We start from the raw sequence: 13,746 nt of genomic DNA, 5'->3' as shown, positions 1-13,746 counted from the left end.
CTGTGGCACCGGATGCGGCATTGTCTGGGGGGGCGGTGTTTTCTTACCCCTTATCCGAAGAGAGCCTGATGACCTATACCGCCCCGATCGAGGACATGATGTTCGTGCTGGAAGAGCTTTGCGGCCTTGACGACATCACCCGACTGCCCGCCTTTGCCGATCTCGACCCCGAAACCGCCCGCGCCATCCTGCAGGAGGCGGGCAAATTCGCAGGCGAGGTGCTGGCCCCGCTGAATGCCGCCGGAGACCGTGCCGGACTGGGCTTCGATCAGGGCAGGGTCACCCTGCCCGAGGGCTGGGCCGAGGCCTATCACAGCATGTGCGAGATGGGCTGGAACGCGCCCGTGGCCCGCGACTGCGGCGGGATGGGCCTGCCGGCGCTGGTCAATTCGGCGGTGCAGGAGATGTTCTCCGGTGCCAATACCGCCTTCCAGCTCTGCTCGATGCTGACACAGGGCGCGGTGGAGGCGATCGACCTCTATGCCTCGCAGGCGCAAAAGGCGCTCTATCTGCCCAAGCTGGTCAGCGGCCAGTGGAGCGGCACGATGAACCTGACCGAGCCGCAGGCGGGCTCCGATCTGGGCGCGATCCGCACGCGGGCGGTGCCCGAGGGCGATCATTACAGGGTGTCGGGGCAGAAGATCTTCATCACCTATGGCGCGCATGACATGACCGAGAATATCATTCATCTCGTGCTGGCACGCCTGCCCGATGCGCCGGCGGGCACCAAGGGGATTTCGATGTTCATCGTGCCCAAGCGGCTGGTCAATGCCGACGGCACGCTGGGGGCGGCCAATGACCTGCGCTGCGTCTCGCTGGAGCACAAGATGGGCATCCATGCCAGCCCGACCGCCACGATGTCCTTCGGTGACGCGGGCGGGGCCATAGGCTATCTGGTGGGGGCCCCCAATCAGGGGCTGCATTACATGTTTGCCATGATGAACAATGCGCGTCTGGGGGTGGGGCTGCAGGGGGTGGGCATTGCCGAACATGCCACGCAGGGCGCGGTGGCCTTTGCGCTGGAACGCCGTCAGGGGCGGGTTCCGCAGGGGGCCAGCAGCACCGCGATCATCAGCCATCCCGATATCCGCCGGATGCTGGGGCTGATGCGCGCGCGCACCGAGGCGGCGCGGGTGCTGGCCTATCGCGCCGCGCGCTCGCTGGATCTTGCCCGCCATAGTGACGATGCCCGCCAGCAGCACTGGCACCAGCAGCGGGTGGATCTGCTGATCCCCGTGGTCAAGGCATGGTCGACCGAGCTGTCGCTGAGCACCGCCTCGCTGGGGGTGCAGGTGCATGGCGGGATGGGCTATATCGAGGAAACCGGAGCCGCCCAGCATCTGCGCGATGCCCGTATCACCTCGATCTACGAAGGCACCACGGGGATTCAGGCGCTGGATCTGGTCGGGCGCAAGATCGCGCTGGACAAGGGGGCTGCGGCCTTTGCGCTGGTGGCCGATATGCGGGCCTCGGCGGCGCGTCTGGAACGGGCAAATCCGGAACAGGCGGCTCCGGGTGGCCCCGATTGGGCCCGCCTCGCGGCGCAGGTCAACGAGGCGGCGGCGCTGGTCGAGGAGGTGACGCAATGGATCATCGGCCAGAACGGGCAGGAACCGCAGGCCTCGGCCTGCGCGGTGCTGGAGCTGTTCGGCCTGTGTCTGGGGGCGTGGGCGATGGGCGATGCGGCCTATCACGCGGCCAAGCGGCTGGCGGCGGGGCGGCAGACAGCCCACGCCCGCGCGAAACTGGCGATGGCCGATTTCTATATGGCGCAATGTTTCCCGATGGCGCGCGCCCTGCGCAGGATGGTCGAGGACGGGGCCGCCAGCATCCTTGCGCTGGAGCCGGAGGATTTCGCGATCGGCGCCTGATACAGGCCAGATATGGGCCAGATCCGGATCTCGCGCTGACGGGAACGCCGTGGCGCGCCGTGGCGGGGCCGCACGCCCCGCGATGCCGGTATCGGGTGCGGGCCTACCCTTTGACCCTGCCCGCCTATCGCCCCCCGCGCGCCGTGAAGCGGGCGGGGGAGAAGGGGGTGAGGTCGATCTGCGGGCGCGCGCCTTGCGCCAAGGCGCAGACCAGCTCGGCGGTGCCTGCCGATTGGGTCAGGCCCAGATGGCCGTGGCCGAAGGCATAGATCACGCGGTGCGTGGCGCGCGCATGTCCGATGGCGGGCAGGCTGTCGGGCAGCGAGGGGCGGTAGCCCATCCATTCGGTGCCGCCCGTGCCCTGTAGCCCCGGCAGGAAGGTCATCGCCTTTTGCAGCAGGGTCCTGGCGCGTCTGTAATCGGGCGGCAGGTCCAGCCCGCCCAGCTCGACCGCCCCGCCCACCCGCAGGCCATTGCCGATTTTCGTCACCACGAAGCCGTGCATCGGGAAGGTGACATGGGTGCGCAGATCGACTGTCGCGGTGGGGAAGGTGGTGTTATAGCCGCGCTCGGTTTCCAGCGGCAGGTGATCGCCCAGATGTCTGGCAAGCCTGTGCGACCACGCGCCCGCCGCCAGCACCACCTGCGCGGCATGGCGGGGGCCGCGATCGGTGGTGATCTCGACCCCCGTCTCGGTCGGGCGCAGGCGGCGCACCTCGGCCCGCTCGATCCGGCCGCCGAGCCCGCGCAGGGCCTGCGCCAGATGCTCGGTCCACAGGGCAGGGTCGGTCACGTTGACCCAGTCGGGGGTGAAGCCCGCGCGGGTGAAGCAGGGGTTCAGGCCGGGCTGGATCTCGGCAATCTCGGCGGGGCTGTGCAGATAGGTGCAGCGGATGCCGTGGCGTTCTTTCTCGGCCCAGTTGGGCTGGCTGGCGCGGAACTCGGCCTCGGTCGCGTAAAGCTGCAACTGGCCCTCGCGGCGCAGCATCGCCTCGCCGCCGACCCGCGGGACCAGCCGCTCCAGCGCGGCGCGCGAATGCTGCATCATCGCGCTTTGCGCCGCCACCCCCGCCGCATAGTTGCGGGCAGAGCTGGCGCGCCAGAATTTCCACATCCACGGCAGCATCCGCATGGCATAGGCGGGCGGCATCGACAAAGGCCCCAGCGGGTCCAGCAGCCATTTCGGCGCCTTGCGCAGGATACCGGGCGTGGCCAGCGGCTCGATATCGGCAAAGGCGAAGGCACCGGCATTCCCGCGCGAGGTCTCGGCGGCCACGCCCTTGCGGTCCAGCACCGTCACCCGAAACCCCGCGCGCGCCAGCTCCAGCGCCGAGGTGATGCCCACGATCCCCGCGCCGATGACGGTGATATCGGTCGTATTGCTGTCTGCCATAGGGCCTATGCTCCGGTCTGTGCGGGGCGCGGCGCGCCAGCAGGGCCGGACCGCGAATGGAAAGAGGGGATGCCGTTCACGAAAGGATCGGCGGGATCGAAGACCAGCCTCGTCTCGGCCATGATGAAGGCCTGACCGGTGATCGAGGGGATCACCCCGCCCGTAGGCCCCCACTGGTAGGACAGCCGGTAGGGGCTGCCGATCACGCTTTCCTGCACGATCTCCTGCCCCGCCGCCAGAAGGCCATCGGCGGCCAGACAGGCCAGCCGCGCCGAGGACCCCGTGCCGCAGGGCGAGCGGTCATAGGCCCCATCGGGGCAGAGCACGAAATTGCGGCTATGCAGGCCCGGCCTGTCGGACGGCCCGTGCAGGATCACATGGTCGATCACCCAGCCATTGCCCGCCTGCGCATTGCCCACCTGCGCATTGCCCGCCTGCGCATTGAGTGTCTCGCGCAGCGCCACGCCCAGATCGGTCAGCGCGCGGAGATTGTCGGGGCGCACCGGCTCGGGCGAGGGATCGACGATATAGAACCAGTTGCCGCCATAGGCGACATGGCCCGAAACCGTGCCGTAACCCGCGATCTCGACGCTGACATCGCGCGCCACGCGGCGGCTTTCGATATTGGTGAGCGTCACGGTATGGGCATCGTGCAGCACGACCGTGACCACCCCCGCAGGCGTCTCGATGCGGTGGCGTCCCGGCCCGATCCGGCCCAGATGCGCCAGCGTCACCGCCAGCCCGATCGTGCCATGCCCGCACATGCCCAGAACCGCATCGGCATCGAAATAGATCACGCCCGTCACGCAGCTTGGATCGACCGGTTCGACCAGCAGCGCGCAGACCATCGCCACCTGCCCGCGCGGCTCGCCGATCACGCCCTCCAGAAAGCCCCGATGCTGCCGGGCCAGCCGGGCCGCGCGTTCGCCCAGCGGGCCGGTTCCAAGATCCGGCCCGCCCGCAAGGATCACCCGCGTGGGCTCGCCCACCGTATGGCTGTCGATCACATGCATTCGGCAATCACCCCGCCCTGTGTGACCCATGCGCCGAACCAGCGGGTGAACCGGTGGAACTGCTCTTCGCAGAAGCTGGCCTGCGAGGGCGAAAGCACATCGGTCCGGTTGATGTTCAGGCGGTATTCCTCATGGCCTTTGAGCACCATGAGATGTTTGAAATAGAGCACCAGATCCACACCCTCGTCGAAGGCCGCAAGAACCGACAGCGCGTTTTCCAGCTCGCGCGCGCGCAGATCCGCCTCGGGGCAGCCCGCGGCGGCTTTCTTCGACAGCGCCACCTGCAACAGCACCTCTTGCGGGAAAATCGTGCCTATACCGGTGATCGCGCCAACAGCGCCCGCCTTGACGATGCCGTGATAGACCTCGGTATCCACCCCCACCATCAGCAGCACATCCGCCTCCTGATGGGTGATATGTTCCGCCGCATAGGACAGATCGGCCTTGCCGCCGAACTCCTTGAACCCGATCAGGTTTTTATGCTCGGCGCGCAGCGCGAAGAACAGGTCGGCCTTGGTGCTATAGCCGTAATAGGGGCTGTTATAGATGATCGCGGGCAGATCGGGGGCCGCCGCGAGGACGGCCTTGAAATGGTTGCGCTGCGCCGCGACCGACTGGCCACGCGACAGCAGGCGCGGGATCACCATCAGACCGGCCGCGCCCACCTTCTGCGCATGGGCGGCCAGTGTCACGGCGGAATTGGTGTTGACCGCGCCGGTGCCGACGATGACCGGCACACCCGCGCGGGTCAGACGCGCGACGCCCTCCATCCGCTCCGCCTCGCTCAGAAGCGGCCAGTCCCCGCAGGAGCCGCAATAGACCACGCCCGACATGCCCGCCGCCATCACCTCCTGCGCCCTGCGCACCAGCGCGTCGAAATCGGGTTTGCGGTCGGGGGTGCAGGGGGTCAGCAGCGCGGGAAGGGTGCCGAAGAAGACGTCTGTGTTCATGGGGCTCTCTCTATCTGTGGTGCGGTGTTTGTACGGGGTCTGTGCGGTGTTTGTACGGGGCCTTTGGCAGCTTTGGGGGAGGGTGGTGAGGTGGCAGAAACGGGCGCAGGGCCGAAGAACGCGGTTGTTCCCGCGTCAGGAATATGCTTAAACAACCATAATTGGTAAGAAAAGAAAAATATGACCGAAATAGAAAAATCCCCTCCGGCCATGCCCGAGGAAAGCTGGGAACAGGAGCGCCAGCAGCTGCGCAGCGATCTGGGGGCGCGGATGAAGGCGGTCCGGCAGGAATGCGGCTACACGCTGGAGGCCGCTGCACAGCGCACCGGTCTGGCGCTGTCGACCATCCACAAGATCGAGAATGGCCGCGTCTCGCCCAGCTACGAGAACCTCGTGCGGATCGCGCGCGCCTACGGGATCGGGATGGAGCGGCTGTTTTCCTCGGGGGAGGAGATCAGCCCCACCACCCGCATGACAGTGACCAAGGCGGGGCAGGGGCGCAAGGTGCGCACCACCAATTTCGAATATGAGGTGCTGTGTAACGCCTTGTCGGAAAAGAAGATCATTCCGCTTGTGACGCGGGTCGAACGGCGCGCGCCGCTGACCCTTGCCGATCTGGAGGCGCATAATGGCGAGGAGACGCTGTTTGTGCTGAGCGGGCGGGTCGAGCTGTATGTCGAACATTACGCCCCCGTGGTCCTGGAACCCGGCGATTGCGCCTATTTCGACAGCACGATGCGGCACGGGCTGCGCGCGCTGGAGGATGGCGAAACCAAGGTGTTCTGGGCCTGCACCTATATCGATGTCTGATCCCGCCCGCCGAGCCCCCCAAACCCCACCCCGATTGCGCGCCCGCACAGGCGCTTGAACATGATGAGGCGCCGCCTGTCGCGGTGACCGGCAAGGAGACCCTGATGGAACAGATGCAGACCGTGACGGTCGAGGCGCTGGAGCGCCGCGTGGAGACGATCCTGCTTGCGCATGGCATGAGCGCGCCCAACGCGCAGGCCGTGGCCCATGTGATTGTGGCGGGCGAGCGCGATCACTGCAAATCGCATGGTCTTTACCGGCTGGAGGGCTGCCTGAAGGTGCTTGCGGCGGGCAAGGCCTCGGGGGTGTCGGTGCCGGTGGTGCAGGACGCGGGCGGGGCCATTGTCGAGGTGGATGCGGGCGGCGGTTTCGCACCGGCCTCGTTCAACGCGGGCAAGGCGGCGCTGGTGGCACGGGCGCGCGACTACGGTCTGGCGGCGTTGGTGATCCGCGACTGCCTGCATTTCTCGGCGTTATGGCATGATGTCGAGGCGCTGGCCGAAGAGGGGCTGGCGGGGCTGTCGATGTGCCCGAGCTATGCGTTCGTGGCCCCGTCGGGCGGGAAAGTGCCGCTGTTCGGGACCAATCCCTTTGCCTTCGGGTTCCCGCGCAAGGGCGCGCATCCCTATGTGGTGGATTTCGCCACCTCGGTGGCCGCGCGCGGCGAGATCGAGCTGCACCGCCGCGCGGGCACGCCGATCCCCGAGGGCTGGGCCATCGACACCGAGGGCCGCCCGACGACCGACCCCGACGCGGCGCTGGCGGGCGCGATGCTGCCCTTTGGCGGGCATAAGGGCTCGGCCATTGCCACGATGATCGAATTGCTGGCAGGCGCGATGCTGGGCGAATTCATGAGCCGCGAGGCGCTGGACTTCATGGGCACGGGCGATCTTCTGCCGCGCCACGGGGCGCTGATCCTTGCCTTTGATCCGGCGCGTTTTGCCGCCCGTTCGGGGCGCGACCCGATTGCCGAGGCGGAGCGGCTGCTGGGCGCGATCGAGGATCAGGGCGCGCGCCTGCCCTCGCAGCGCCGCTTCAAGGCCCGCGCACAGGCGCTGGCAGAGGGCATCGCGCTGACCGGGGCGGAGCTGGCACTGCTGGAGCGCCTGTCCCAGCCCGACGCCCTGCGCTGAGTGGCGCGTTTCCGCGCGGGAAGGGGGCTCCTGCGCCGCCCTTCCCCTGCGGCGCGGCTGCAAGAGGCGTATCGGGGGCCCTTCTCAAAGCCCCGTCCCGCAGGGGCCGTCCCGCTGGTCCCTCCGGAGCGCCCCTGAAAAAGGCGCTTGCAAGCGGCGCGTATTTCAGCCAGCAGTTGATCCTGTCGCCTGAAAATGCGGCCGCTTCGGGGCCGGTTTTGCGGGACATGGACAGGCAAGAGACAGGCAAGGTTTTACAGGCAGATCCCCGATGTCGCCCGATGACGAAGATGATTTCTGGCAGCGGCTGTCCCTGCCGCAAGACGGCCCTGCCGATCCGGCGCAGCCATCGCCTGCGCTGTCTTTTGCCTGCCTGCCACTGGCCTGCCCGCCACTGGCCGACGGGGGGCCGCGGGCCGACGGGGGGCCGCTGCCCTCCGGTGATCTGCCGCCTGCGGTCGGGGCGGCGCTGGCCCCGCTGCTGGCCCAAGGCCACCATCTCTATGCGGTGCTTGACGGGGCCGCCACGCCCAATCTGCGGATGAGGGTCGAGACCACGGGGCTGGACTGCCGCTCGCTTCTGCAGGGCCGCAAGGAAAACGAGCTGGCCGAGGTGGCGCCGATGCTGGTGCGCCTTGCCCCGCCCGACCGCCTGACCCGCGCGCTTTTCGCCCGCACGGGCGTGCCTGGCCCGCTTTGGGGGCGCAACGCGGCCAGCCTGTTCGTCTCGCCGCTGGACATCGACGACCTGCGCGCGCATCTGCGCAAACTGACGATGCTGCAGACCGAGACCGGCGGGTGGCAGTATTTCCGCTTCTATGTGCCCTCGGTGCTGCATGGTCTGCGCCCGCTGCTGCACAGCGACCCCGCCTTTGGCCGCGCCTTCGCGGGCGAGGCGCTGCGGGCGGTGCTCTATCAGCCGCCGCTGCGCGATCACCTGCTTATGCTGGGCTTTGCCCCGCAGCCGCGCGGGCCCGCGCCGCTCTGCACCGCCCCCCTGCGTCAGGCCGCCGCCCGCTGGGTGCCGCTTGTGCAGATCGACGGGCTGGGCCGCGAGATCAGCGCCTTCCTGCACAAGGAGGATATGGCGCTGCACCTGCAATTCGAGCGGCTGGACAGGGTCCGGCGCTTCGGTCTGGTGAAAGACCTCTGGCGGCTGGGCATCCGCGATTTGCGTCAGGCCGCGGCCATCGTGTCGATCATCCTGATGACCGGTCTTGATCTTCTGCGCGAACCGGCCTTTTTCTATGCCACACGCAATCCCTTCCTGTCAGGGCGTGCCAAGGCGCGGCAGCTGATCAGCGCCTATCAGATGATGTCCAACTGAGGAGACACCCAAAATGGGGGCAGCAGCCTTACCTTTGACAGTCGCGGGCCCGCCGGGCTGGGCGGTGCTGGCGGTGGTGACCGTGGGCAGCGTGGCCTGGTTTGCCGCGACCCGCGACCGCTCGGACAGCGTGCCCGCCACCGGCACCGACACCCAGACCAAGAAATGCGACCGCCCCTGGACCGCGCATGTCCATGCGCAGGGCGAGGATTGCGGCGGCTCCTCGGCCTCAACCATCGGCGCTCCCACTTTGGTGAAGACCGCCGCGCCGGTCACCCGTGCCGAAGGGATCGCGCTGTCGGAGGCGACATGGGCGATGCTGAACAAGAACCAGCAGAAAATCCGCATCAAGGCCAAAGAGCAGCTTGAACGCTATCTCCAGAACCGCCCGCCCTTGGGCCAGAGGTCCTTTCCGGCCTCCGACCGCAAGGGGGGCAAGCGACTGGATCTCGACAATTACGGCTGTTCGCCGAATTTCATAGGGTAACGCATGGACCGTCACGCCATCGAAGCTTTGGCAAGCTTTCCGTTTTCCGGCTTCCGCACCAATACGGCAGAGTTCCTTCTGCTGGAGCTGTACTGGCCTGCGGTCCTGCAGGCGGCGCTTGGCGCCGACCTCAGCGCGCAGGTGGTGCCTCTGGCCGAGGCCGATCAGGATGTCGAGCATTTTGGCACGCCGACCCTGCTGAACGTCTGGCTGCCGCAGAAGGGCCGTGGCCTCAAGCTGCTTTACAACGACCCGCCGGAAGAGGATGTCGCGCCGGAAAGCCCGCTGTTCGCGGCGGTCTCGATCCGCCAGCAACCGCCCGGCTGGGATCTGCCAACGGGCGGTCAGCCCGCCCCCGCGACCGACCGGATGGAGGAGCTGGTGCTGATTGCCGCGACCGACCCGCAGGTGGCCGATGCCGTGGCCGAGGCGGCACGGCGGTTCCTGATCGATGAGCTGCCGATGGCGGAGATGGAGGCCTATTGCACGGCGCTCGAAGCGGAATGGGCCGCCCGCTAGTGGCGCGGCTCCCCGAAAGCTGGCCCGAAAGCTGGCCTGAGGACTGGTCCGAAAGCTGGCCTGAGGGTCGGCCCGAGAGAGGGCCTGCCTATTGGTCGCGCGCTGACACCTTTCTGGCCAGCGCGCCGATCGCCCCCGAGCTGCGCGACTGGCTTGCCCCCGGCGTGGTAGACGGGGGCCAGAGCCTTGTCTGGTGGGCTGCGGCGCCCAGGACTGCGACACCAAGGACTGGGGAGCCGGTTGCAGACCCCGAAGCGGGATTCGCGCTGATCTACCATCCCGCCGCGCTCCAGTTCGGCTTTTTCCTCTCGAGCCGCCTGCGGGGGCAGGGTTGGGGCGCACGCGCCCTGCAGCGCGCGCTCGGCCAGCTTCCCGAGGACGGGGTGCCCTTGGCACTGGCACAGGTCGCGCGCAGCAATCACGCGGCCTGTAGGACGCTGACCGCCTGCGGCCTGCGTCTGCTTGCGGAGCAGAAGGCGCGGGTGGTGTTCTGCCTCGACCGGCCCATGCGCCAGAGCCGGAGGGCCTGCGCGGGGATGTGAGGACCGGCCGCCCCTCGGAGCCACCAAAGGGGCAGCCGGTCTGCGCCCCTCACAAGGGGGGCGCATCGCCACGGCACAAGCCACCGCACGGCACCCACGGCATGGGCCCGCCCGTGCCCGCCCGTGGCGGCCGGTGGCCCTAGAGGCTGAGGAAGGTCACATTGGCGGCGGCGTTCTGCGCCACCCGTGACACCTGCGACAGCGTGCCATCCTCGGCCACGGCCAGCGTCAGGATCTCGTCGCTATAGAGGCAGGGCACGATGAGGAAACGCCCGTCGGGGCTGAGCGCACAGCCGCGCGGCCAATGGGCCTCGAGTTCGAGCGTTTGCAGGGGCGACAGCATCCCCGTCTCGGGATCGATGCCGAAGACCGAGACGCCATCGAAACCGTGTTCGTAATGGCGCTTGCCCCCCTGCATGTAATCGCGCGAGCCGCGCGCGACGCTATAGAGGAAGCGCCCGTTGGGATGCAGCCGCATATCCTGCTGTTCGAAATGCCCGCCAAGGGGGATCTTGTCCAGCAGGGCCTCGGGCACCACGGGGGCCTGCCCGACCCGCTCGAGCCGCCCCGTGCTGTCATAGCGCAGCACCGCGATTTCATTGGCGCGTTCGAAATTCACATAGACCAGCCCGTGATCGGGGTTGAACCGCGCATAGCGCGGCATCGCGCCGGCCTCGAAGCGGAACGGGGCGGCGGCCTGCACCAGACGGCCCTTTTGCGCGTCGATGCGCATCGAGTAGATGACATCGCGCCCCTTGTCGCAGCTGATGAAGAAATCCGCATCGGGGGCAAAGACCACGCAATGCGGGTGCGAGACGCGCTGGTTTTCGGCGGGGTCCTGCGGCTTGGTATGGAACACATCAATCGGCGCCGCCACTGTGCCATCGGCATTCAGCGGAAACAGGTTGATCGAGCTTTCCGGCATATCGATCGCAATATCATAGACATGGGGCACCCGTTCCACGATCTTGGTCAGCGGGTCGCCGCTGCCATGAATGGAGACCACCATGAATTTGCCGCTGGGATCGACCGCCATCATCGACGGGTTGGCCCCGAAGGCGCGCTGGACCGGCAGCGCGGTCAGATCGCCCGTGGCCGGATCGATCCGGAAGGGCGCGATGGTGCCGCCCCCGCCCACGCGGAAATCCGGCTGGTGGTCGTCCTCGTCGGCAAGGTAGAGGGTGCGCGTCCGGGCATCTATGGTGACGCTGCCGACGCTATAGCTGTCGGTGACATGGCGGAGCTCCGTCAGCGTGCCGGTCTCGGGATCGAAGGCATACTGCACGAAGCTGCGCTTGCCGCCTTTCCAGTTCCACGATCCGGCATAAAGCGAGATCGGGGGGTGGGCGGTGCTGGCACGGGCGGGCGTGGCCAGCGGTCCCAGCAGGGTCGTCGCGGCAAGGGCCGCGCCCGCGCGCAGGATCTGGCGACGGTCGATATCGGATGTCATGGTGTTCCTCCCCAGTATGACAGTAACGGGTGCGGGCCGCTCCCTCCCCGGAGCATCGGGCCACCCCCGCGCAGATGGCGCCGCATCGCGCCGCTTCGGGCAAGGCAAATGCCGCGCGCCTGTCATATGGTGGACAGATCGCCGCCTGACGGGGCTGTGCGGGGACGGTGTGGGGGGGTGTTCAGGCGCGGGGCGGGGCCGCAACGAGCCCCGCCGCCAGAGGGTCCTGCCGTGCGATTGCCACCGAGGTCAGCCCGAGCCCCGCCAGAGGGTCCAGAAGGTGGGCCACAAGACGGACCAGATTACGGGCCAGAAGGGGGGCCACAAGACGGGCCAGACTACGGGGCAACTGTGGGCCTTGGCCGGTCAGGGGGCAGCTCCTGCGGCGCAGCCCCTCCCGCGCGGTGAACTGCCACACCTGCCGCCCCGACGCGCGCAGCAGCGCATCGACCCGCGATCGGGGTCGCGCAGGGCACAGACCCCGCGCGAGATGCCAGAGGCGATGATCGCGTCGGTGCAGGGCGGCGTCACGCCCCAGTGGCAGCAGGGTTCCAAGGTGACATAGAGCGTCGCCCCCTTGGCACGCGGTCCGGCCAGCACAACGGCCTGACGTTCGGCATGGGTGGCGGCCGCCGGCATGGGGACGGCCCCGGCGACGGCCTGCTCCCCGCGCACGGTCACGCAGCCCACCGGCGGGTTGGGTCAGACCCGCCCGCGCCGACGCGCGCCCGGATCCAGCGCGCGCCGCATCCACAGGCGATCCGCGCTGGCGCCGTCACAACCGTGTGGGGGTCGGGGCATCGCCATAAACCTCCTGCGGCTCGAAGGTCTTGCGGGATTCGGTAAAGACCAGCGGCGCACCGGCCTCGGCCCGCAGCGGCACCGCGCGATAGAAGCACGAGCGGTAGCCCACATGGCACGACGCCCCCGACCCCGCGACCCTGACCCGCAGCCAGAGCGCATCCTGATCGTCGTCGATCCGCGCCTCGACCACCTGCTGCACAAGGCCGGAGCTGGCGCCTTTGTGCCACAGACAGCCCCGCGCGCGGCTGAAATAATGGGCCTCGCCCGTGCAGAGCGTGCGGCGCAGCGCATCGGCATCCATCCAGCCCAGCATCAGCAGCTCGCCGCTTTGCGCATCGGTCGTGATACAGGGCAGAAGCCCGTCGCGGTCGAATTTCGGGGCCAGTTGCGTGCCCTCCTCGACCTGCGCCACGGAGCGGCGCGTGTGGAAATCCGGTTGTGTCATGGGAAAGGCCTCGGGGGTTGGTTTGGGCAGGAAACAGGGGATCAAAGGCAGGGTGATCGTCAGGGCTGATAGGGCAGCGAGGAGTGGTGCAGCACGATCCGCAAGGCCCCCATGTGATCGCGCCGGTAGCCGAAGCTCTTGTCGACCGTGGTGACCGAGCCGTCCTTGTTGGTCAGCTTGATCCAGCCCATCCACATCGCCACATCGCCTTGGATAAAGCTGGCAGACGTGATGCTTTCGGTCGAGACCCAGCCCATGATCGCGAAGCCGTTATCATTGGGGTATTCCTGCGAGTGCCCGCAGAAATAGGCCAGAGCGCCCGCTTTGGTGGGGCGGAAAGTCTGGTCGCCTCCGGCCATTGTGGGCTTGAACAGCACCGGCCCCAGATCATAGCCGTAATAGGCATCGATATTGGCCGAGGCCACCTTGCGCGCGGCCTCGATGCCGCCCTCCGCATAGGCCCTTGAAATGGCGACCTTGCCATCGCCCCATGTTTTCAGGGCCTTGCGGATGTCATCTTGGGTGATCGTCATCGGGTTTTCCTTCCGTGGTCATCGCTATGGCGAGGGGGGCGGGCGGCGGCCAGCAGCGTCTCGACCGCCGCCTCCAGAGCAAGGGTCTGCGTGTCATTGCTGCCGTGGCGGCGCAGCGTGAGGGTGCGGTTTGAGGCCTCGCGCCCGCCCAGCACGATCTGCAACGGGATCTTCTGCAGGGCATGTTCGCGCACCTTATAGCCGATCTTCTCGTTGCGCAGGTCGGTCTCCACCCGCAGCCCCGCTTGGCGCAGCGCCTGCGCGGCGCAGGCCGGGCGCGGGGGTGGTGCTGTCCTGCCGTCTGGGGTGATGACCGTCATCTGTGTCTCCTGCCATATCGGGCTGCCTTACTGTCCGGAAGTGTTATAATATAACATTTGTGGACGCAAGACAGTCGTGCCCCCCAAAGGCACAGGCGGCGATGCCATCGCAGGAGGTGCCATATTTCCCCGCCGCATCAGAGGCTTGA

Annotated in this window: 16 protein-coding genes; 7 read left to right on the top strand and 9 right to left on the bottom strand. The window is 67.8% G+C overall.

What is annotated here, in order from left to right; genetic code table 11:
* Nucleotides 1–68 precede the first annotated feature (68 nt).
* Nucleotides 69–1,871, top strand: a complete 1,803-nt coding sequence (locus tag WDB86_RS18865; RefSeq protein ID WP_341485532.1) for an acyl-CoA dehydrogenase — start codon at nt 69–71, stop codon at nt 1,869–1,871.
* Between the two features lie 124 nt (nt 1,872–1,995).
* On the opposite strand, the gene WDB86_RS18860 is transcribed toward WDB86_RS18865, so the two are convergent.
* The 3 genes from WDB86_RS18860 to WDB86_RS18850 are packed head-to-tail and all read right to left on the bottom strand — an operon-like array spanning nt 1,996 to nt 5,227.
* Complete coding sequence (locus tag WDB86_RS18860; RefSeq protein WP_341485531.1) at nt 1,996–3,264, bottom strand: FAD-dependent oxidoreductase; 1,269 nt, start codon at nt 3,262–3,264, stop codon at nt 1,996–1,998.
* Between the two features lie 5 nt (nt 3,265–3,269).
* Nucleotides 3,270–4,277, bottom strand: a complete 1,008-nt coding sequence (locus WDB86_RS18855) for a proline racemase family protein (RefSeq protein WP_341485530.1) — start codon at nt 4,275–4,277, stop codon at nt 3,270–3,272.
* On the bottom strand, nt 4,268–5,227 hold the full coding sequence (locus WDB86_RS18850; protein WP_341485529.1) for a dihydrodipicolinate synthase family protein: 960 nt from the start codon (nt 5,225–5,227) through the stop codon (nt 4,268–4,270). Before WDB86_RS18850 ends, WDB86_RS18855 begins: the two co-directional genes overlap by 10 nt.
* Nucleotides 5,228–5,407: 180 nt before the next feature.
* Here WDB86_RS18850 and WDB86_RS18845 point away from each other — a divergent pair, with 180 nt between their 5' ends.
* The 6 genes from WDB86_RS18845 to WDB86_RS18820 all read left to right on the top strand — a co-directional run bounded on the left by WDB86_RS18845 (nt 5,408) and on the right by WDB86_RS18820 (nt 10,045).
* On the top strand, nt 5,408–6,037 hold the full coding sequence (locus WDB86_RS18845) for an XRE family transcriptional regulator (protein WP_339110122.1): 630 nt from the start codon (nt 5,408–5,410) through the stop codon (nt 6,035–6,037).
* Nucleotides 6,038–6,141: 104 nt separating this feature from the next.
* The gene (locus WDB86_RS18840; RefSeq protein WP_341485528.1) at nt 6,142–7,170 is read left to right on the top strand and encodes an Ldh family oxidoreductase; all 1,029 of its coding nucleotides are present in this window, start codon (nt 6,142–6,144) and stop codon (nt 7,168–7,170) included.
* 271 nt (nt 7,171–7,441) lie between these two features.
* Complete coding sequence (locus tag WDB86_RS18835) at nt 7,442–8,497, top strand: DUF4123 domain-containing protein (RefSeq protein ID WP_341485527.1); 1,056 nt, start codon at nt 7,442–7,444, stop codon at nt 8,495–8,497.
* Between the two features lie 13 nt (nt 8,498–8,510).
* Complete coding sequence (locus tag WDB86_RS18830) at nt 8,511–8,984, top strand: hypothetical protein (RefSeq protein WP_341485526.1); 474 nt, start codon at nt 8,511–8,513, stop codon at nt 8,982–8,984.
* A 3-nt stretch (nt 8,985–8,987) separates the two neighbouring features.
* Nucleotides 8,988–9,503 carry a hypothetical protein gene (locus WDB86_RS18825; protein ID WP_330628247.1) on the top strand — a complete coding sequence of 172 codons (516 nt, stop codon included), beginning with the start codon at nt 8,988–8,990 and terminating at the stop codon, nt 9,501–9,503.
* Nucleotides 9,488–10,045 carry a GNAT family N-acetyltransferase gene (locus WDB86_RS18820; protein ID WP_341485525.1) on the top strand — a complete coding sequence of 186 codons (558 nt, stop codon included), beginning with the start codon at nt 9,488–9,490 and terminating at the stop codon, nt 10,043–10,045. The genes WDB86_RS18825 and WDB86_RS18820 overlap by 16 nt, the downstream gene beginning before the upstream one ends.
* 139 nt (nt 10,046–10,184) lie before the next feature.
* Here the strand turns inward: WDB86_RS18820 and WDB86_RS18815 are convergent, their stop codons facing one another.
* The 6 genes from WDB86_RS18815 to WDB86_RS18790 form a co-directional block, all read right to left on the bottom strand.
* Entirely contained in the window at nt 10,185–11,495 is a 1,311-nt protein-coding gene (locus WDB86_RS18815) for a beta-propeller fold lactonase family protein (RefSeq protein WP_341485588.1), read from the bottom strand.
* A 181-nt stretch (nt 11,496–11,676) separates the two neighbouring features.
* Nucleotides 11,677–11,844 carry a hypothetical protein gene (locus WDB86_RS18810; protein ID WP_341485587.1) on the bottom strand — a complete coding sequence of 56 codons (168 nt, stop codon included), beginning with the start codon at nt 11,842–11,844 and terminating at the stop codon, nt 11,677–11,679.
* 17 nt (nt 11,845–11,861) lie between these two features.
* Nucleotides 11,862–12,185 (bottom strand): deaminase, encoded by a 324-nt coding sequence (locus WDB86_RS18805; protein WP_406737118.1) that lies wholly within the window; start codon nt 12,183–12,185, stop codon nt 11,862–11,864.
* A gap of 85 nt (nt 12,186–12,270) precedes the next feature.
* The gene (gene hisI, locus WDB86_RS18800; protein WP_330628250.1) at nt 12,271–12,744 is read right to left on the bottom strand and encodes a phosphoribosyl-AMP cyclohydrolase; all 474 of its coding nucleotides are present in this window, start codon (nt 12,742–12,744) and stop codon (nt 12,271–12,273) included.
* 59 nt (nt 12,745–12,803) lie between these two features.
* Nucleotides 12,804–13,277 carry a phosphoribosyl-AMP cyclohydrolase gene (locus WDB86_RS18795; protein ID WP_341485586.1) on the bottom strand — a complete coding sequence of 158 codons (474 nt, stop codon included), beginning with the start codon at nt 13,275–13,277 and terminating at the stop codon, nt 12,804–12,806.
* Nucleotides 13,274–13,597, bottom strand: a complete 324-nt coding sequence (locus WDB86_RS18790; protein WP_341485585.1) for a His/Gly/Thr/Pro-type tRNA ligase C-terminal domain-containing protein — start codon at nt 13,595–13,597, stop codon at nt 13,274–13,276. Before WDB86_RS18790 ends, WDB86_RS18795 begins: the two co-directional genes overlap by 4 nt.
* Nucleotides 13,598–13,746: the final 149 nt, after the last annotated feature.

Source organism: Thioclava sp. GXIMD4215 (assembly GCF_045291555.1).
Classification (GTDB): Bacteria; Pseudomonadota; Alphaproteobacteria; order Rhodobacterales; family Rhodobacteraceae; genus Thioclava; species Thioclava litoralis.
This window is presented reverse-complemented; position numbering and strand designations above follow the sequence as displayed.